Raw genomic sequence first — 20743 nt, 5'->3', positions numbered from 1 at the left:
TTGTGACCCTCTTCTAAACTGCGATAGACTTGATTTCAAGATCAACAGCTAAGAGGAGGATGTGTACGATGCCACTTCAAAAAACGTTATTGGCACTGGACGCGCTGGACAGCGCTTATGTAAATGGTGAGAGTGTAAAGCAATTATTTGTTCAATATCCACAGGTTTCGGTTGAAGTACTGACTGTACAAGGGGAAAAGGGAAGTACGGATTTTGTTAAAATCATCGTCCCCGGTACGGACGGCAAGTTGTCCGGAGGGCAGGCTCCGACGATGGGGATTGTCGGGCGACTGGGTGGAATCGGTGCCCGTCCAACGCGCATCGGACTCGTTTCGGATGCCGATGGCGCCGTCGCTGCTGTCGCAGCAGGACTGAAGCTCGCCGATATGCAGACTAAGGGCGATTCGCTCAAGGGAGATGTCATTGTGACAACGCATATCTGTCCGGATGCCCCGACCCTTCCACATGAACCGGTTGATTTTATGGACTCTCCGGTCGACATTTTGCAGATGAACGAACATGAGGTTCTGCCCGAGATGGAAGCTATTTTGTCCATCGATACAACCAAGGGAAACCGGGTGATTAACCATAAAGGCATCGCTATTTCGCCAACGGTAAAAGAGGGATACATTTTACGGGTGAGTGATGATTTGCTCCGTATCATGGAGATGACTACAGGGCAGCTGCCTGTGACTTTCCCGATTACGACGCAGGATATTACGCCATACGGCAATGACTTATACCATATTAATTCCATTTTACAGCCAGCTGTGGCTACACATGCACCCGTTGTAGGCGTAGCTGTAACCGCTCAATCCGCAGTTCCGGGATGCGGCACAGGAGCGAGCCATGAGGTTGATATTGCAAGCGCAGTTCGTTTGGTCGTGGAGACGGCCAAGGAATTCACGAATGGGACCTGTTCTTTCTACAATGTGGAGGAATATACCCTGATTACTCGTCTGTATGGATCAATGAAGGTACTTCAGACGCCGGGAATGCAGGCAGCTCCGTCTGCATAGTTAATCCGAGAAGGTCACGGTTGAAGCGGCAGGTGGATACCATGCTGTGGATATTCGTGGCATCTACAGGCGATTTGATATGTAGGAGGCAATAAGATGACCAAGCAGCTTGGCATGATTACGATTGGACAAGCTCCGCGAACCGATGTTGCACCTGTCATAGAGAAGTATCTGGAGGGGCGGGCGGAACTCCTTCAGGTCGGGGTGCTGGACGGACTTTCAGCAACTCAGATCGCTGCGCTGGCCCCGGAACCTGGAGACTATGTGTTGACTTCCCGTCTGCAGGACGGCAGTGCGGCTATCGTATCCCGCGAAAAAATCAGACCAATGCTGAATCAAAAAATTCGTGAATTCGAAGCCTTGGGTGTATCCAATATTCTGTTGCTGTGCACAGGTTCATTTCCGGGTCTGCGTTCAGCCAAGGTACATCTCATTGAGCCTGATCGCATTATTCCTCCAGCTGTACAGGCGATGGCCGATGGCCGACGTCTGGGGCTTATCGGACCATTGCCAGAGCAAGCGGGACAGCTTGATTTGAAGTTTTCCTCCCTGGTCCAGCCTGCGTTTGCTGCTGCTTCTCCCTATACATCCGGCGAGGCTGAGTTCCGGCAGGCGACGGAATCATTAAAGGGGCGTGTTGAACTCATTTTACTGGATTGCATGGGGTATGATGAGCGCCACCGTCAATGGGTTGCCAATGCCAGCGAAGGAATCCCGGTCATTTTGTCGAATGCTCTAATGGGTAAGCTAGTAGCGGAAATGGTCTGACATTAGGAGGAGACGAACAAATGAATCAGCAACGAATTGACGTCAGTAAAAATGTTTTGGTGGAATGCCTTGGACTTCGCAGTGGTGAGACCCTGGCAGTCGTAGCGGATGATGCCAAGAGGGAACTGGCCGAATCCATATATGAGGCAGGCAAGGCATTGGGAGCAGATGCAGTGCTTATGGTGATGAAGGAACGGAGCAAATCCGGTGAAGAGCCACCTGCACAGATTGCCGAAGCGATGAAGCGTGCAGATGTAGCGGTATGTGTAACCCGTTATTCACTAACCCATACGCAGGCACGTAAACAGGCAGCAGCTGCTGGAACCCGGGTAGCCACGATGCCGGGCATGACGGATGATATGTTCATGAATGGTGCCATAACCGCAGAATATCCCAAAGTGAAGGCTTTGACAGATAAGGTTACGGCCATGCTAAGTGCAGGCAACCGTGTCCGCATCGAGAAAGATGGACACCAGCTGTCGTTCTCAATTCAGGGACGTAATGGCGTGCCAAGCACAGGTATGTACCTCAATCCAGGTGAGTCCGGCAATTTGCCTTCCGGTGAAGCTTACATCGCCCCCGTTGAAGGAATTGGAGAAGGTGAAATCCTGGTGGATGGCTCAATTGCAGGAATAGGTGCAATCAGTGAACCTGTTCTATTGACAGTTAGAGAGGGCCGCCTTGTTACGGCAACTGGCGCTGAAGGAGACAAGCTGTTATCCATGCTGGGCGAAGGTGATGGTCGTATTCTTGGAGAATTCGGCATCGGCACCAATGACAAGGCTCGAATTACAGGTGTTGTCCTAGAGGACGAGAAAGTCTACGGTACGATTCATGTTGCTTTTGGAAGTAATAATACGTTCGGTGGCACAGTTGCAGCAGGTGTTCATATTGATGCTGTTGTGCAGAAGCCGGATGTTTACATTGATGATGTGTTGATTATGCGTCAGGGAGAACTGCTCGATCAATAATGGAGCAGAATATTCAAGAGATAACCTTGTGGATCAAAAAAGGTGTATGAGAGCGTATGCACAACATATCCACAATGGGGACCAATGCGTAAATTACGCGGTAGTTTTGGCGACAAATACACAACATATTCACAATATATAAAGAGATATCCACATAACTGGGGGTAACTATCAACAGTTTGTGGGTAACATATGCACAAGATATCCACAGCCTGGGGAGGAATGCCAATGTTGGGTCTTATCAGAGTGATTACGCTTCATCATGAAGAAGATATCCACAGACACGGGGCATTGATTGAAGGACGTTATGGCATTCAGGTTCGGAGTCGCTGCATTCCCGATCAACCGCTAGGGGTATATGATCAGGCCACAGAGCTTGAATCGATTCCTAAAATTGTGGATCTGGCACGAAAACTGGAACAGGAAGGCTGTACCTCTATCGGTATCAGTTGTGCAGCCGATCCGGCTCTTCCAGAAATGCGTGCCGCTGTTCACATCCCTGTCTATGGTGCTGGATCATGTGCTGCACATCTTGCGCTCACATCAGCGGCGCGTGTAGGTGTATTGACCATCCTTGAAGAAGTGCCTCTCCTGATCCGAGGAATACTAGGTGATGCCTATATCGGGATGGAGCGTCCCGAAGGTGTGATAACCACGCTGGATCTCAACACGCCACAGGGGCGAATTGCGGCTATGGAAGCCGCCAGAAGACTGAAGGCGGAAGGCGCCGAATCCATCGTTCTTGCGTGTACCGGTTTTGCAACGATGGGTTTCGCCTTGGAAGTGGAGAAAGAACTGCATATCCGGGCGCTTGACCCGATCTATTCATTAGGGGCAGCCGTGTCTGCGTTGAATGCCTGATCAATGAAATGCCGGATATGGGTATTGGATAAATTTTATGGTTTTGATAATTTGATTTTGGCGCCGATGCAATGTGAATAACTGCATCGGCGTTATTTGTGTGCGATAAGGTGTTATCGGGGTTCTTGGAATAGCATGGCGCCTATGTGCAAAGAGTGTGGGGATCGTTTATCCTATTTTCTAATGTGAAGCGATAAAGGGGTGAATTTATTTTCCGCATCATTAACTGCTACTAACAACGTATTATTATTACTATAATTTATGAAATCAATATATAACATACGGATATCACAGAAATTCCCGTTTTTTTTGATCAGATAGTCTGGTAAACTATCCAAAAAAATTAGATACAGTATGCAGGAATGATTTGCAAATCTGGCTCAGGGTGGTCGATAGGCTTGAAAACGACAGGTATAACATTGAAAGAACTGTTGAATATTCCTATACTCAGCAAGGCCAAAGTCATTAGTGGGCATCAAGGATTGGATCGGGTTGTGCGGTTCGTAGATATTATGGAGGTGCCCGATCTGCAAGGATGGTTGCGGGAAGGCATGCTTATGCTGACGACAGCCTATTCAATTCGCGATAATCCCGGCTTGCTCGGAGAACTAATCTATACGCTTAATGAAGCGGGGGCGGCTGCTTTGGCTATCAAACCTGCGCGTTTTCTCAAAGAAATCCCGAAAGAAGCCGTTGCAGCCAGTAATGACTGCGGTCTGCCCATCATTGAAATTCCTCCGGAGATACCCTACATGGATATTACTCAGCCTGTTATGGAATTGGTGCTGGATCGACAGGCCGCACTGCTCCGCAGGTCAGAGGAAGTATATCGCACGCTGATGACAATGGTACTTGAAAACAGTGGAATTCAGGCAGTGGGGGACAATGTGGCTGAGCTGCTTCAGGCACCTGTGGGTGTTATCGACAATGCCGGACAGATAATTGTGTCTTCACCGCCGGATTATGACTGGAAAGAAGCTGTGGACCCACTCGTATGGGAGATTAATCTGGATCGGCGGAAAGTTGCCCGGTTGCTTGTGGACAAGGACTCCCTGGATGAAATGGAACAAGTCGGCATTGAGCAGGCCAGACTGGTGTTATCCCTGGAATTGATGAGAAACAAGGTGGCGGAAGATACCGAATTGCGTCTTCGGGGCAATTTCATTGACGAGTTGCTGACACCGCCTCTGCTGTTGCCACATGAAGCTGAATCGAGAGGTCGCAAGCTTGGCATGAATCCGGAGCATTTATGGGAAGTAGCCGTGATGGAAGGTGAGACGGCTCCGGATGAAGACCTCTTGACCGAATTGCTTGGTCAAGAGGCCAGAAAACGGAGGGTAGCGCCTCATATTGAGTTTCGGACCAACAGGGCGGTGCTCTTTTTGCCATCACCGGAGTCCCGGGATGCAGCATGGATGGATGACGTTCAATCCTGGACTGATACCATTGGACTATGGCTCGAAGATCCGGCCAACAAGCTTGGACAGTTCAGGACAGGTGTGGGCACTCAGGTTCCACTTTGGAATATGCATCAAAGCTATGGCGAGGCCAGAAATGCCCTGATGGTATCCTCCCGTTTGTCGGGTGGGCGTACAACCCGGTTTGAGGATGTGGAGGTATATCATTTGCTGAGCGAAACGGCGAATGATCCGGGTTTTGCGGCATTGTTTGAGCGGAAGCTGGGGAAATTGCGTGCTTATGATGATGAACACAGCGGGGATTTGCTGCGGACTTTTTTTTATTATCTGGAGAGCCGAGGGAGTTTGATCGAGACCGCCAATCGCCTCTATATTCACCGGAATTCCGTGAAATACCGACTGGAGCGAATACGGGACATTACGGGCTTCGACCTGAATCACCCGCGTGAACAATTTGTCTGTCATCTGTGTCTTGTGTACTACTACATGAAACAGGATAAGCAAGAGGTATAGGTCCTGCCAATCGGACACTTGCTTCTACAAAGCAAAATCTATAAAGGATGAAATGGTAGATATAGGTCGAAAAATAGCGAACTATGTCTTAGAGTGTGATTTAACATGACATAAATAGGAGACATTAGTGCACAATCGACAAACGGTTGTGCTTTTTTTTAGCTAAAAGGGACGTAGTTCGACGCCCGGATTCTAGGTAAAATAAGCACAATTACAAAGAAGAGACGGATGAACAGACAAGTTTTCAAGACTGGGCCGTCCACAGAGAACCGTAAAACAGCAAGTGAGACATCAGAGTTAAAGGGGTTGATCGATTGTTTGCTTACACGCTCCGAAGGCTGCTGCAGATGATTCCGGCGCTGATCGGCATCGTGGTGATTACCTTCATCCTGTCCCGTGTTCTTCCGGGAGATCCCGCCATTGTCATGGCTGGCGAACAGGCCACGGATGATGTCATTGCCAAAATCCGAATGGACATGGGATTGGACAAGCCATTATTTGTACAGTTTTTTAGCTACGTGGGACAGTTGCTTCAAGGGAATCTGGGATTCGCCTACCATACCGGTCATACGGTGCTGAGTGACTTCGCTACCCGCTTTCCGGCAACCATTGAGCTGACATTGGCCAGTGTGATTATAGCCATCTGTGTTGCGATTCCGGTAGGCATTATCGCTGCAACCCGAAAAGAGTCCTTTATGGACCACATCTCCAGGGTGTTCTCACTGATTGGAGCATGTGTACCGATCTTCTGGCTGGGACTGCTGTTTATTTACATCTTCTATTCCATCCTTGGCTGGGCCCCAGCTCCAATGGGACGCATCAGCGGAGACCTCAATCCACCGACGCATATCACCGGATTGTACGTGGTAGACAGTCTGATGACCGGAGATATGGTTGCACTCAAAAGCAGTCTTGCTCATTTGCTGCTCCCGGCTATCTGCCTGAGTACAGGAACAATGGCGATTGTAGCGCGTATGACCAGATCCAGCATGCTGGAAGTCATCGGACAGGATTATGTGCGTACCGCACGAGCCAAGGGCTTGAGCGAGACCGCGGTCGTCGGCAAACATTCCCTGATCAATGCGCTGATCCCCACGTTGACCGTTCTTGGCCTTCAGTTTGGCGGATTACTCGGTGGTGCGGTAATCACGGAAACGATCTTTTCTTGGCCTGGCGTCGGCGGTTATGTCACAGATTCGATTCTGGCTGCCGATTATGCACCAATTCAGGCATTCACACTGGTAAGTGCCATTCTGTTCAGCTTTATAAATCTGGCGGTGGATCTGGTCTATGGATTGATTGATCCACGAATCCGTTATGAATAGGGTCGCCGCGAAAGGAGGAGTACCGTTGTGAGTACTGCCGCACCGACTTCCATGGGAACCAAACCTGCACCAGCGGTTGTTCCCAAACCCAAAACCTTTCTGAGACTACTGCTCCGCAATCGGCTCGCTGCCATTGGTCTGGCCTTTATCGTAATATGGACTGTCATTGCAGCTATTGCTCCCTGGATTGCCCCTTATGATCCGTACGTGACGAATACGGCTGTGAAGCTGGAATCCCCATCAGGTGGTCACTGGTTCGGTACCGATAACTATGGTCGTGACATTCTGAGTCGTGTTCTGTATGGAGCTAGAATCAGCATCTGGACAGGCTTGATTGCCGTCAGCATTTCGTTTGTCATCGGGGTTCCGCTGGGCGGAATTGCTGCTTACTACGGCGGACGTACGGGCAATATCATCATGCGGGTGATGGATGTATTGCTTGCCTTTCCCTCGCTGGTACTCTCCATGGCGATTGCGGCTTCCATCGGCAACGGACTGACGAGTGCCATGATTGCTGTAGGGATTGTCGGCATTCCCGAATTTGCCAGATTGATGTATGGGCAGACAGTATCCCTGCGCGAAAAGGAATACGTGGAGGCCAGCAGAGCCATCGGTGTGAGGGACAGAGTGATTCTGTTTCGCCACATCTTGCCAAATGCTTTGGCACCGCTGTTGGTACAGGCCACACTTGGTATGGGCTTTGCCATTCTGACAGCATCCAGCTTGAGCTTTCTCGGTCTTGGCGTCAAACCGCCTACAGCCGAATGGGGGGCCATGATCTCTGAAGGCCGGGAGTATATCATTTCTGGACAATGGTGGCTCGTGACATTCCCTGGACTGGCTATAGCCACATCCATTCTTGGCTTTAACCTGCTCGGAGATGGTTTCCGTGATGTACTGGATCCAAGGTTGCGTTCGGGAAAATAGGGGTTGGTGATCACCGGTCTCTATAGAACCGATTTATAAATAGCTGGATGGGAGAACCGATTTGCGGGGAATGCCTTGGAATAATGGCATGCAAGGTTCCATCACCGGCAGAAGGCTGATCGAATGCTGCTGCGGTTGGTATCTGAAATAGGGGCAAGTTGCTTTCTGGGTACTGGTGCACACATTCGCTCTGTCTAATAAAAGCTGCAACGTTTTACAGTATCACATCATAAGACTGGTTCAAAAAGGGGAGGAAACTAAAAATGAAAAAGCTCAAATGGTTTTCTGCAATGATTGCTCTTACCGTTGTTCTTGGAGGCTGTGCCAGCAATGCCAACCAGCAGCCTGCGGCATCCGGCTCAGGAGAGGAAACAAAACCCGCACCTACACTGACGGTTGCTTACTCTGAGGGTGGAACCACAATGGACCCGGCGGAGGCGAATGACCTGACCTCGGACACATTGGTACTGGCAACCTATGACCAGTTGGTAACCTATGGTGTCAAAACGGTGGATGGTGCTGAGGTAGCCAACACGGAGGATATTCAGCCGATGCTCGCCGAGAGCTGGGAAGTGTCTGATGACAATACAACGTATACATTCAAAATCAAAAGCGGTCTTAAATTCCAAAGTGGGAATCCGGTCAATGCGGATGCGGTTGTGTACTCTTTTGACCGTGTGGCGAAGTCCAGCTCCGGCAGCTTTCTATACGGAATGGCCGACATCAAGAGTGTGACCGCCAAGGACGACTCCACTGTCGAGATCGTGCTGAATAAAGCAAACCACATGTTCACCCAGATCATTGCCATGTATACCTTCTCCATCGTGGACCAGAAGCTGGTCGAGGAAAAAGGTGACGATTATCTGAAAACAAATGCTGCCGGATCAGGCCCGTTTACGCTTGAAAAATGGGACCCGGCCAGTGAAGCGGTCTTCCAGGCCAACAACGACTACTGGCAGGGTGCACCGAAGCTTGGCAAAGTCACGCTGAAATTCACGAAGGAAGCCTCCAACCGTGTTCTGCTGCTGAACAAGAGTGACGTGGACATGGCGATCGAGATTCCTCCCAAAGATGTTGCGGCTTTGCAAGAGAACAGTAATTTAACCATCAACTCGAATGCGAGTAACCGTATTTTGTTCTTCGCCATGAACAACAATGTCAAACCGTTCGATAATGAAAAAGTGCGTCAGGCCATCAACTATGCGATCCCGTATGACCAATTGATCAACGATGTTATGTACGGTCAGGCCAAAGAGATGAAGAGTGCTGTAGCAAGTAACACACCAGGTTTTACGGATGCAGGCTATGTATACGAGTACAATCTGGACAAAGCCAAGGAATTGTTAAAAGAAGCAGGTTATGCGGAAGGGTTCAGCTTTGACTTTACCCTCGGTTCCGGATTTGACGATTGGGAGTATGACGCGGTTCTGATTCAAGCGGAACTGGCCAAGATCGGTGTCAAAATGAATATTAACAAAGTCGCTCGTGCACAGTTCCTGGAACAGCAAAAAGACGGGAATTTAGTCTCTTACATCTCCAAATGGACTTCTTTTGTTAACGATCCTGGATACCACCTGGGCTTCCTGCTCTACGGTGAAGGCTCTTCCAACTACATTCATTACAACAATGCGGAAGTTAACAAACTGTGGGAAGAAGCAGGCGCTGAACCGGATCAGGCGAAACGCAACGAGCTATACATGAAGGCACAGGAGATTATTACGACAGAAGCACCATGGGCGTATCTTTACGAATATAACCGGGTTGTCGGCATGAATAACAAGGTCAGCGGATACGTGTATTACCCGGATGAGGTTCTGCGTTTCTACCCGCTTAGCAAGGAGCAGTAAACGAACGGACGATTTGGGGGACAGGCAATCATGCCTGTCTTCTGACGATTCGCACTGAGCACAATACAGCCAATATTGAAAGGGGCCTGAACAGGATGGATTGGAAAAGCAAGGTACTTGATGCAATCGAGGAAGGCCAGGATGAATTACTGGAGCTCTGTTCACAATTGATTCGTTTCCCGACGGAGAACCCTCCAGGGGATTCACGTGAGATTAGCGCTTTTATTATCGAATATCTGCATCAGGCTGGAATCGACACCAAAGTACACGCGGCAACGGAAACCATGTTTAACCTGATCTCGACGTTGAACGGAGAAGGGGCGGACAAGTCAGACAAACATCTGATTTTTTGTGGTCATACAGACGTTGTGCCAGCCGGGGATCTTTCCCGTTGGGATTTTGATCCGTTCTGCGGTGAAATCAAGGACGGATATATGCTTGGACGCGGGGCATCCGACATGAAAGGTGGTCTTGCGGGCCTGATCTTTGCGACGGTTATTCTGGCAAAGTTGAATGTGCCTTTGCGCGGAGATCTGTCGCTGATGATTGTTCCGGATGAAGAAACAGGCGGGGATCTGGGAGTGCCGTGGGTTCTGGAACGTGGTCTCGCAACAGGAACTGCCGCGGTAATTGCTGAACCTTCCAGCCCGCAGCATCCAACCATTGGACAAAAGGGGAGCTGCTGGTTTGAGTTCACGGTGGAAGGCACACCGGGCCACGGCAGTCTTCAACCCATTGTAGGTGATAATGCGATTGTGAAGGCAGCTAAAGGCATTGAAGCATTGCAGCGGCTGTGGGACATCAAGCCAGACATCCCGGAAGAAGTGAAGGATATTATCCGCATCTCGCAGGAGTATGCGCGTGATCGGGAGAAGGCAGGTCTGGCCTATCAAGTGTTCGACCATGTCACGGTGAATATCGGTTCGATTCAGGGTGGAACCAAGGTGAATGTGGTAGCCGATCGCTGCACTGTTCAGGTAGACTCTCGCGTTCCATTTGGTGTGGATTACCGTGATGTGCTCGACCGTGCTCGCTCGCTTCTGCTTGAAGCAGGAATTGAGTCGGAGCTGAAGCCGTTTGGCTTTCAGGGCAACGCAAACTGGACTCCAGCGCATGAACCAATCGTGAGCCAACTGGTGGAGAGTATCAGCGAAGTGAGCGGCGAAGAGGCGTACGGTGTGCTGCAATGGGCATCCAGCGATGCACGCCACTTCCGTAATCATCAGATTCCGGTATTGCAATATGGTCCGGCAGAGCTGTCCACGATTCACAATTTTAACGAAAAAGCACCCGTATGGCAGATTATCCAGTGCGCCAAAGTGTATGCGCTGAGCGCGCTTAAATATTTGGGCGTGGAAGGTATGGAAGATGAGACGTCATTGAAGAATTTGAAGGGTGCGGCTTCCGAAGAAGCCACGACGTCCAAGCGCTAATTCTTTTTAGAAGGAAAAAAGCAAAAGGTTCAGAACGTAATGGTAGGGGAGGGGAACAACATGACTAAACTGCTCGAAGTTTCGGATTTGCGGACAGAGTTCATCACGGATGCAGGCGTGATACGCGCCGTGGACGGGATCAGTCTTTCCATACAGCAGGGTGAGACGCTGGGTATTGTCGGAGAATCGGGATGCGGGAAAAGTATTACATCTTTATCGATCATGCAGCTGCTCCCCAAAAAGATCGGCCGCGTGGCGTCGGGAGAAGTCCGCTTCCAAGGGAAAGACATGCTCAAGCTGTCCGGGCGAGAAATTCGCCGAATTCGGGGTAACCAAATGGCCATGATCTTTCAGGAGCCGATGACCTCGCTCAATCCGGTATTCAAAATCGGCAAACAAATCTCGGAAGCGGCACGATACCATCTGAAGCTGGGCAAAAAAGAGGCTTGGGCACGGTCGGTTGATATGCTTCGCAAAGTTGGCATTCCCCGTCCTGACAAAATTGCAGAACAGTACCCGCATCAGCTCTCAGGTGGCATGCGCCAGCGGGTGATGATCGCCATGGCAATGGTGTGCAGCCCGCAGCTGCTCATCGCGGATGAACCAACAACAGCCCTGGATGTGACCATCCAGGCGCAGATTTTGGACTTGATGCGTGACCTTCAGCGTACGGAGAATATGGCAATAATGATGATCACCCATGATCTCGGCGTTGTAGCTGAGATGTGTGATCGTGTCATGGTGATGTATGCCGGGCAAGTGGTTGAGGAGACAGATGTCAAAACCCTTTTTGCCGATCCCAAGCATCCTTATACTCGCGGTCTTTTGGCTTCGCTGCCACAGCTTGCGGGGGATCAGGATCGTCTTCAGTCCATCCCGGGTCAGGTGCCGAATCCTGCCCATATGCCGTCCGGCTGCCGCTTTGCCCCTCGATGTCCGGTTAAGGAAGCACGATGCGAGACCATACAGCCCGAATTACTGGAAACAGCTCCAAGTCACAGCTGTCGCTGTCTGCTGCAACAGGAGGGGATTATATGAGTGCGATATTGGAAGTCAGAAACCTCAAAAAGCATTATCCCATCCGCAAAGGCCTCTTCTCCAAACAGGTCGGTGCCGTCAAGGCAGTCGATGGTGTAACGCTGTCCGTGGAACGCGGCGAAACACTCGCCGTGGTCGGAGAGTCCGGTTGTGGGAAATCCACTACGGGGCGTGCCATTCTGCGTCTGATTGAGCCGACGGATGGCGAGGTGTTCTTCGAAGGCAAGGATGTACGGAAGCTTCCGCCAGAAGAGCTGCGCCGTTTCCGTACGGATATGCAGATGGTGTTCCAGGACCCATACGCCTCACTGGATCCGCGCTGGACGGTACAGCGTACACTGGAGGAGCCGCTGCTCACCCATCACAATCTGGGGAAAAACGAGTTGAAAAGCCGAATCGAAGAACTGATGGAAGTGGTCGGATTGTCTCCCTATCAGGCTCACCGCTTTCCACACGAGTTCTCGGGTGGACAACGCCAACGGATCGGTATTGCTCGTGCTCTCGCATTGAACCCGAAGTTCATTGTGTGTGACGAGCCCGTGTCAGCGCTGGATGTCTCCATTCAGGCGCAGGTACTGAACCTGATGCAGGATCTGCAGGAACAATTCGGACTGACGTATATGTTTATCTCTCACGATCTATCCGTCGTTAAGTTCATCAGTGATCGTGTTGCCGTTATGTATCTGGGCAAAGTGGTGGAGCTTGCGCCCACAGCCGAGCTGTTCACCGAGGCGCTGCATCCGTATACAAAAGCATTGATGTCCGCTGTTCCGGTTCCTGATCCGAATGTGCAAAAGGAACGGATCGTCCTGGGCGGCGACGTGCCCAATCCGGAAAATCCACCGTCCGGCTGCACGTTTCATACCCGTTGTCCGTATGTGAAGGACGAATGCCGCTCTGTTATCCCGGAGCTGCGGGAGATTTCCCCGGGACGCCAGGTAGCGTGTCATTTATATTAGGGTTGAAAGGGAAAGACACCTTCAAGACCACGATTGAAGTGGAATGAAGGTGTCTTTGTTGTTCTTGTTTAATGTTTTCATTTGGGGCACGGTAATAGGTGACAATGGGCCAAAGTCTTGGTTATAACCTGGACCATCGTTCAGTACAGGGGACTAACTTTAGGCACGGGTGTGACTGGGCCTAAGGTGGTTGTTTCCTCGAATGGGGTTATTATACAATTTCTATGGAATAATAACCCAAGTGGAAGAGGAGAAAATATATGAAACCATCAAATTGTAAACGGCCCAGACAGGTCATCCTAGCTAGTGTCTTGATCGCCGGCTTAGTCCTGTCATCTTCGGGCTTGCCTGCTCATGCATCAGCCACTCCAAATAGCAATCAGGCCCAAAGCCAAAGCTTGGCTGAGAAAGGGACAGCGACCTCCGCAATTCCTCCGATCACAGCTAAATCCGTAGAGGAATTTGCAGATGCCTATTTTGCTCGCGCTGATGTGAAGGAGAAGCTTACGGGGGCATTGTTTGTAGTTGTAAAGGATGGCAAAGTCCTGCTTAACAAAGGATATGGCTACTCAGATGTGGCTTCCAAAACACCAATCAATCCTGACATTACCCAATTTAGAATGGCATCCATCTCCAAGCTATTTACGACCACAGCGGTGATGCAGCTTGCCGAACAAGGCAAGATAGACTTGGATCGCGATATCTCTGCATATATGGATGGAGTTAAGATCCCTAATCAGACCGGCGTTCCCCTTACAATGAAGAACCTGATGACCCACACAACAGGTTATGATTTTACTGATTTTTCTGGTAATACTCCAGGTGTCTCTCTCCAGAATTATGTCAAAAATAACGTGCCAACGGTAAAAATAAAACCTGGCGAGGCCTACAGGTATGATAATCTGGCTTTTGTACACCAAGGTTATATCGTAGAAAATGTAGCTGAAATTGACTTCAATACTTATGTAAAACAAAACATATTTAAGCCGCTTGGCATGACACATAGTGACTTTTTATTATCGTCCCAAGTCCATCACAATCTTGCAAAAACCTATGACGCTGCAGGTAAAGAAATCGCTGTGTATCCTAATTATCCTGACATAGATCCCAGTGGCAGCATGTTCTCTACCGGTAGTGATATGGCCAAATACATGCTTGCTATGTTAGATGGGGGAAAGCTTGGTGATGGCCGCATTTTGGAAGAAAAAACGACAAACACAATGGAAGCCTACCAATACGGTATTAATGACAGCTTACCCGTAATGTCTTATGGTTTTGAAACCATGCATAATCATCTTTTCAATGGTCAGACCGTCATTGGAAAAGGTGGTGACCTTCCTGGTTTTCACTCCTGGCTGTGGATGGTGCCAGAGCAAAAGGTAGGCGCCATGATCATTGTAAATGGTGAAGCGCTGGACCCTCGCGATGAAATATTTGGCTCATTCATGGATCAATTTTATCCTGAACAACACAAGGCTGCCACACCAATCCAATCATCCAAGGAAAGCTTGGCCAAGTTTGAAGGGAGATTTCAAGATTTGAGAATACCTCTACTTAGTGCAGAGGTGAAAGCGGGTGAGGATGGAACACTTATTATAAAGGATGCATTGGGAACCCATAAGCTTCAACAATTAGAGGCGTTGTTATTTCAGGATGAACAAGGGGTAAAAGCAGGCTTTAAGGCAGATGAGGATGGAAAAATTGAATACATGTATTACAATTATCCAGACAGCTTCCTGAAAAGAATGCCTGTGCAAGCTCCATTCTCTGATGTATCTGCCGATAGTCCATATGCGGCTTCTATTGACCAATTAAATCAACAGCAATTTCTGAATAAAAATGATACTAATTCCTTTAGACCGGAAGAAGCAATGACACGTGGAGAATTTGTGCAAATATTAATGAAAATTGTCGGATTCCAGCTATCTAAGGACCCTGTAATATTTAAGGATGCAGTAGGACATGATTTGGCACAAGAGATTCAATCAGCAGTTCTGTATGCAGGGGTAAAAGGGACACAGGATGGCCGCTTTGAGCCAGACCGTGCCATAACCAGACAAGAAGCGGCTTCTATTCTTTGGAGATTCATTCAATTCAATGTATCCGCTCCGGCGCTACAAGCCAAGCTGACGGGAACGTTGCCGGCACCTTGGGCATCAGAAGCAGTGCAATTTGCGGTTGCTATGCAGCTCTATGGTCCAGAGGTGAAGATAGATGCTGATGGCGCTGTGGACTATGAGCCAACCCGCCCCATGCTTCGTCAGGAAGCAGCCGTCATGTTTGATACTCTTTGTGAAAAAATTCCGGTATTGTTATACGGAGTGGAAGGTTAATTAGAGGGCTAATCAGAGTGTTACCTAATTATTGAGTTACTCAGTACAATTGGTCATTATTTAATAAATGTGAAGCAGTAATTAGACTTAATTAATTAGTGGGTAAAAATTCATCTCACATCAACCGATATAATCACAGAGGAAGTAACGTGAAATGAGACTTGCATATCCAACATGATTATAAAAAAATTTACTAAGATTGAAAATGAAGAAGGGTTTGGAGATATTATGGATGAGGAAGTTCAAGTTCAATACATCAATTTTTCGGTAGGAAATCAGATTTGTGCGCTTCGTATTGATGAAGTTCATGAAATTATCAAAATGCTTCCGGTAACCACTGTTCCTTTTGGCAGTCCTGAGATCAAGGGCTTTACGCCCCTGTATGGCAAAGTGGTTTCTGTTGTGAGTGTACGCGTCCTGCTGGGCATGCCTGACGAGGAGACTACACCTTCCACGCGCATCATTGTCGTGCCTTACCACGATGATTATGTACCGCTCGTCGTCGATTCAGTGGATTCCGTGGTCATGTATGATCGATTTGAAGAGCCTACGGAAGAATATCGTCATTACACAACGGGAATATTCAAGGAAATCGCACACAATGACGACCATGAGGCCGGAATTCTGAATCTGAATGTATTGCTGGGCAATTTGACCAAGTCGCAGTAAGTGCAACGCTTAAGTATTATATACAAAGCACATATCCGGTTAATTATGAAAATGCTCCTTACCCCTTTTTGGGGATAAGGGGCATTTTTTAGTGTGAGCATCCTACCCTGGAGTGCAATGACTTGGCGTGTTTCACCTTTTAACAGCCATACATAATATAGTATGAAGTGGTTTGGAGATGGTTTTTCGAAGTGATGTTGCACTTTTTATGCGTAAAAGTTTTTAAATCCGAGCATTTTCGTATATGATGGAGAGTAACAATGCGAAGGGATGACGGGAGACTGTAATGATGCAATCGCTGTATGGAGTATGGCTTGGTGACGTATTTTTTTGTTTTTCCGGTGAAACATCGGAGCCACGTGTGGATGCCTGGAGCCACGTGGTACGGAAGCTGAATTTTGGCGACGGGGGTCGTCTGTTTCAGCCTGCCGCTCTGCGTCTTGCGGAGCTTCGTTGGCCCAATCCGATGCGTAATGCCGCGGAAGCGAGTACGAAGCGGCGTCAATTGCTCGGGCGGACGTTGGAAGGGCTGGCAATCTCGCCCAAAGATACATTCAAGCTGCTGCTCCATTGGGACGACAGTATATTGAATGCGGCAGGAATTCAGGCTGGAGAAGAGATTCGCTACTGGGTAAAAGCAGCACAGTTTACACAGGAACTGCTGCTGCGCGGAGAATTTGCTCCATCCGCTGAGTTTGCGGCCAAGACGGGTGCACGTCGCCGCACCGGACAGGAAACGCTGACAGGCGTATGGCGTCCGCGTCTGTTGCAGGAAGCGGATGTGGAACGATTCCGGGAGTTGGCGGAATCCATGCCGCCGATCGGATTGTCTGCTCCCGGAGCATACGCATCTTCTGAACCGGAATCACGGGAGGAAGCGGGCGCGGCCGTATTATTTTCATTTATGAGCGGAATGGTTCATGCGGTTGTCACAGGTGAGATGGAAGGCATGGATAGTGAACTGTCCCGTTACCGTACGCCATTCCGGCGTGGGTCCTCTCCGGTAGCAGAGCTGTGGTGGAATAGTCTGATCTCGATGTTCCGTCCGGTGACGGTGCAGGGACCTACGGAGGAAATGGCAGAACTCATTGGAACGCTGCAAGAAGCTGGCGGTACAGCGAGACCCGTGGTAGGCAGTGAAGAAACGGCTCCCACGGAAGGCGAGCTGAAGCTGGTACTGCGGCTGGAACCGCCCCTTGGTGATCATGAATCATTGTGGGGGATTACCTTCTGGGCAGACAGTGTGCAGGAATCTGGCCTGAGACTGCCTGCACGCACGATCTGGGCACATCCGGAACGGGATCTGGATCGAGGCAAAGTACGTTATATATCAGCTGCAGAACAGCTCCTGTTGGCGCTGGGTCATGCAGCAGAACTGGCACCGGAGCTGGAAACGGCGCTTCTTCATGCACGACCGGAAGGAATGAAGCTGGAACAGCAAGCCTTTTTTGAATTTTTGACCTATGCTGTGCCTCGTCTGCAGAAGGCGGGAGTAACCGTGTTAATGCCTTCCCGCTGGAGCCGTGCAGGGAAACGCCGCGCTGGATTACGTCTGCAGATGCTCAATCGTGGAACAGAAAGACCGCTCGGGGCACCGTCTGCACTAGGCATGGAGCAGCTGGTTGCCTTCAAGGCAGAACCGATGCTGGACGGCAAACCTGTTACGGCGGAGGAGCTGGCTGCTCTTGCGGAAGCAACGGTGCCTTATGTGATGTTCCGCGGTGAATGGATTGAAGTGGATACAAAAGAGATTCGCCAGGTTCTGCGTTATATGAAAAAAGAAGAAGAACAATATATGCCACTCTCCGAATGGCTGCATCTGGCAGCTGAAGAAGGCGAAGATACCGCATGGAAGGGGCTTTCCGTCTTTGGTGCGGAATCCGAGGGGCTGCTCTCCTTTTTGCTCGACGGACAGGTGCTCCGCAGTATTGAGCCTCGTCAGGTTCCGGCAGAGCTGCATGGTGAGTTGAGACCCTATCAAGAGCGGGGATACCAGTGGTTATCCGCCATGCGTGAGCTTGGGTTCGGCGTATGTCTTGCCGATGATATGGGATTGGGGAAAACGATTCAGGTCATTACCTGCCTGCTGGACTTGAAACATGAGGAACAGCAAGCCGCGGCGGAAGAAGCGCGTGAGCACGAAGCGTTTATGGGGATGGAAGAAGAGTCCGCGAACGGTGAACAGCCGCATGTGCATGATGCGCATCTGCCTGCACTTATTGTGTGCCCTACCTCGTTGCTTGGGAACTGGCAGCGTGAGCTGAAGCGGTTTGCCCCGAATCTGTCGTTATATATTCATCATGGCGGACAACGGTTGCACGGCAATGCTTTTCAGGCGGAAGCACAGTCCCATGATATTGTGCTGACGACCTATCATCTGGCTGGCCGGGATGGCCCGGATCTGGCTTCGTTGCACTGGTCTACCGTTGTGCTGGATGAGGCGCAATATATTAAAAATTACCGTACGAAGCAAGCGCAAAGCGTTATGCGTCTGTCTACGCCGCATCGCATTGCGATGACGGGTACGCCAGTGGAGAATCGACTAAGCGAACTGTGGTCCATTTTCCAATTCCTCAATCCGGGGTATCTGGGTACAGCTTCTTCATTCCGCCAGCGGTATACGGGACTGGGCCCATCTGAAGAAAATGCAGCCTCTTTGCGTGAGCTTCATCGGCTTGTATCGCCCTTTATGCTGCGCAGGCTGAAAAGTGATCCGGATATCCGCAAGGATCTGCCGGAGAAGCTGGAGCTGAAATCTTATTGTTCCCTGACACCAGAGCAGACCGTTTTGTATCAGCGGGTGGTAGATGATCTGATGGGCGGATTGGATGGACGAAACGGTATCGCTCGTAAGGGAATTGTGTTGTCATCACTGACCAAGCTGAAGCAGATCTGTGACCATCCGGTGCTGGCGGACAGCAGCCGGAAGGAACATGGCAAGGCTGAAGCATCGGGCAAAATGGAACGTTTGCTGGAATTGCTGGATGCGATCCGTGACAACGGGGAGTCGGCGCTGATTTTCACTCAGTATGTGGCGATGGGGGAATTGCTCGTATCCCGGCTTACACAGCGGTATGAGGAAGAACCGTATTTCCTGCATGGCGGTGTTTCGAAGTCGCAAAGGGATGACATGGTGGAAACCTTCCAAAAAGGGGAGGGTCCATCCCTGTTTGTCCTGTCTCTTCGTGCCGGGGGTGTGGGGCTGAATCTGACGCGTGCCAGTCATGTCGTTCACTACGATCGCTGGTGGAATCCTGCGGTGGAGAACCAGGCGACGGACCGGGTATTCCGGATTGGGCAGAATCGAAACGTACAGGTGCATAAGCTGATCTGTCAGGGTACCCTGGAGGAACGGATTGATGAGCTGATTGAGAGTAAAAAGGCACTTTCCGAGCAAGTGGTCGGTTCTGGTGAGAACTGGTTGACCGAGATGTCGGATGATGAACTGCGTGGTCTGATCTCGCTTCAGGGCGAGACATGGCTGTAAGTTGCTATATAAGTTCAACTAATGAATATTTACACTGGCACTCCGATGACAGAACAACCTTCCGATCGCTGTTATCCCCAGATTTCTTTAATTCCTTTATAAAAGGGGAAATCCGGGGATAGCGTATGCTTCCGATGTAGCTTTCTTTCAGAAAGCTTTTAGGCGAACGCTTTGCTTCTTCAGGTTATTTCTGTCCTCTCCGTTATTGTGTAAATGTTTAGTTAAACATATATAGATACACACTCACATACATGCAGAGTGTAATGATAGGAAGGGGGATTGTTGTGAGCGAAAAATGGAATGTAGAGCTGCATATGTCCCCCGGTGGATGGACAGCAGAAGTTAGTGCAGCTGCTGATGCAGGCAAAGAGGCATTCGCAGCTGCAAGCAAGACCGAATTAGCCGAAGGCTTATTCACGGTAACAGGCACGTTGCCACAGCTCAGTGAAGCTGAGCGGGAGGCAGTGCTGGCACAGCTGCGCAAGCGTCCGCTGGCGCTGTATGCGCTTCTGCGCGGCGGCCCTGCCCCGGCGGAGCTCGCCGGGCTGCTGCCCGCTGCGCCAAGCGAGGCCGCGCCGGGCACAGCCACCGCTAGCAGCTCGCTGAGCGCGGGCGGCGCAGCGGCGTGCACCTGCGGCCGCCCGGGCTGCGCGCATGCCGCGGCCGCTGAGCGCGCCGTTGCCGCGCGCTTCGCGGCCGAGCCGCTGCTGCAGCTGGCGCACGCCGGCCTGCCGCGCGAAGCGCTGCTCGCCGGCGTGCTGGGATCATGGGCGGAAGAACTCGCCCATGATCCCAGCGGCCCCGGCCGCGCAGCCGAAACGGCCGGCCGCCCGCAGGCGCGGGGCGGCGAAGGCGGCGCAGCCGTCGGCGAGTGGATCGCCGAGGCAGCCGCGGACGGCGCCATGCACCAGCCGGGGCCTGGCTTCGGCGCTGTGAAGGTGCGGCTGGCGCAGCCGGGGAAGCCCCCGGCAACGCCGGAACTGGCGGCGCTGCTGCCAGGCGTGCCTGCCACCGCAGGGATGGCATTGATCCGCGAGCGCGTAGCTGCGCGGATGTGGGAGGCTGTCCAAAAGAAGAAGAAGGACAGCCCGGCAACCAAATGATGCACCATTCGGAGCGGGGGAGATCTCAGATCATCCCCCGCTTGTTTGTGATGTGCATCGGCGCAATCCTTT

Annotated in this window: 15 protein-coding genes; all 15 read left to right on the top strand. The window is 50.6% G+C overall.

The annotated features are described in order from the left end of the window. Positions 1-68 precede the first annotated feature (68 nt). Entirely contained in the window at positions 69-1019 is a 951-nt protein-coding gene (locus tag ACFVQB_RS24040) for a DUF1177 domain-containing protein (protein ID WP_379445095.1), read from the top strand. A gap of 96 nt (positions 1020-1115) precedes the next feature. Beyond that, the gene (locus tag ACFVQB_RS24035) at positions 1116-1787 is read left to right on the top strand and encodes an AroM family protein (RefSeq protein ID WP_379445093.1); all 672 of its coding nucleotides are present in this window, start codon (positions 1116-1118) and stop codon (positions 1785-1787) included. 20 nt (positions 1788-1807) lie between these two features. Continuing rightward, positions 1808-2758, top strand: coding sequence for an aminopeptidase (locus tag ACFVQB_RS24030; RefSeq protein ID WP_379445091.1), 951 nt, complete (start codon positions 1808-1810; stop codon positions 2756-2758). A gap of 228 nt (positions 2759-2986) precedes the next feature. After that, positions 2987-3619 carry an aspartate/glutamate racemase family protein gene (locus ACFVQB_RS24025; protein ID WP_379445088.1) on the top strand — a complete coding sequence of 211 codons (633 nt, stop codon included), beginning with the start codon at positions 2987-2989 and terminating at the stop codon, positions 3617-3619. A gap of 398 nt (positions 3620-4017) precedes the next feature. Then, positions 4018-5550 (top strand): PucR family transcriptional regulator, encoded by a 1533-nt coding sequence (locus tag ACFVQB_RS24020; RefSeq protein ID WP_379445086.1) that lies wholly within the window; start codon positions 4018-4020, stop codon positions 5548-5550. Positions 5551-5864: 314 nt separating this feature from the next. Beyond that, entirely contained in the window at positions 5865-6875 is a 1011-nt protein-coding gene (locus ACFVQB_RS24015) for an ABC transporter permease (protein WP_177185880.1), read from the top strand. A 51-nt stretch (positions 6876-6926) separates the two neighbouring features. Continuing rightward, entirely contained in the window at positions 6927-7802 is an 876-nt protein-coding gene (locus tag ACFVQB_RS24010) for an ABC transporter permease (RefSeq protein WP_379445500.1), read from the top strand. 263 nt (positions 7803-8065) lie between these two features. Continuing rightward, positions 8066-9649 (top strand): ABC transporter substrate-binding protein, encoded by a 1584-nt coding sequence (locus ACFVQB_RS24005; protein WP_379445083.1) that lies wholly within the window; start codon positions 8066-8068, stop codon positions 9647-9649. Between the two features lie 95 nt (positions 9650-9744). Then, positions 9745-11082 (top strand): M20 family metallopeptidase, encoded by a 1338-nt coding sequence (locus tag ACFVQB_RS24000; RefSeq protein WP_379445081.1) that lies wholly within the window; start codon positions 9745-9747, stop codon positions 11080-11082. A 60-nt stretch (positions 11083-11142) separates the two neighbouring features. Continuing rightward, entirely contained in the window at positions 11143-12120 is a 978-nt protein-coding gene (locus tag ACFVQB_RS23995) for an ABC transporter ATP-binding protein (protein ID WP_379445078.1), read from the top strand. Continuing rightward, positions 12117-13079 (top strand): ABC transporter ATP-binding protein, encoded by a 963-nt coding sequence (locus ACFVQB_RS23990; RefSeq protein WP_379445076.1) that lies wholly within the window; start codon positions 12117-12119, stop codon positions 13077-13079. Before ACFVQB_RS23995 ends, ACFVQB_RS23990 begins: the two co-directional genes overlap by 4 nt. Before the next feature lie 260 nt (positions 13080-13339). Further along, positions 13340-15412 carry a serine hydrolase domain-containing protein gene (locus ACFVQB_RS23985; RefSeq protein WP_379445074.1) on the top strand — a complete coding sequence of 691 codons (2073 nt, stop codon included), beginning with the start codon at positions 13340-13342 and terminating at the stop codon, positions 15410-15412. 174 nt (positions 15413-15586) lie between these two features. Further along, positions 15587-16081, top strand: coding sequence for a chemotaxis protein CheW (locus ACFVQB_RS23980; RefSeq protein WP_379445072.1), 495 nt, complete (start codon positions 15587-15589; stop codon positions 16079-16081). 286 nt (positions 16082-16367) lie between these two features. After that, a complete protein-coding gene (locus ACFVQB_RS23975) occupies positions 16368-19568 on the top strand; it encodes a DEAD/DEAH box helicase (protein WP_379445069.1) in 3201 nt (1066 codons plus the stop codon). A 284-nt stretch (positions 19569-19852) separates the two neighbouring features. Next, the gene (locus tag ACFVQB_RS23970) at positions 19853-20671 is read left to right on the top strand and encodes a hypothetical protein (RefSeq protein WP_379445067.1); all 819 of its coding nucleotides are present in this window, start codon (positions 19853-19855) and stop codon (positions 20669-20671) included. Positions 20672-20743 lie beyond the last annotated feature (72 nt).

Origin of the sequence: Paenibacillus sp. NPDC057886, from assembly GCF_042796655.1 — a bacterium.
In the GTDB taxonomy this organism is placed as follows: Bacteria; Bacillota; Bacilli; order Paenibacillales; family Paenibacillaceae; genus Paenibacillus.
Note: the sequence above shows the minus strand (reverse complement) of the source record. Positions and strands in the feature narration are given on the sequence as shown.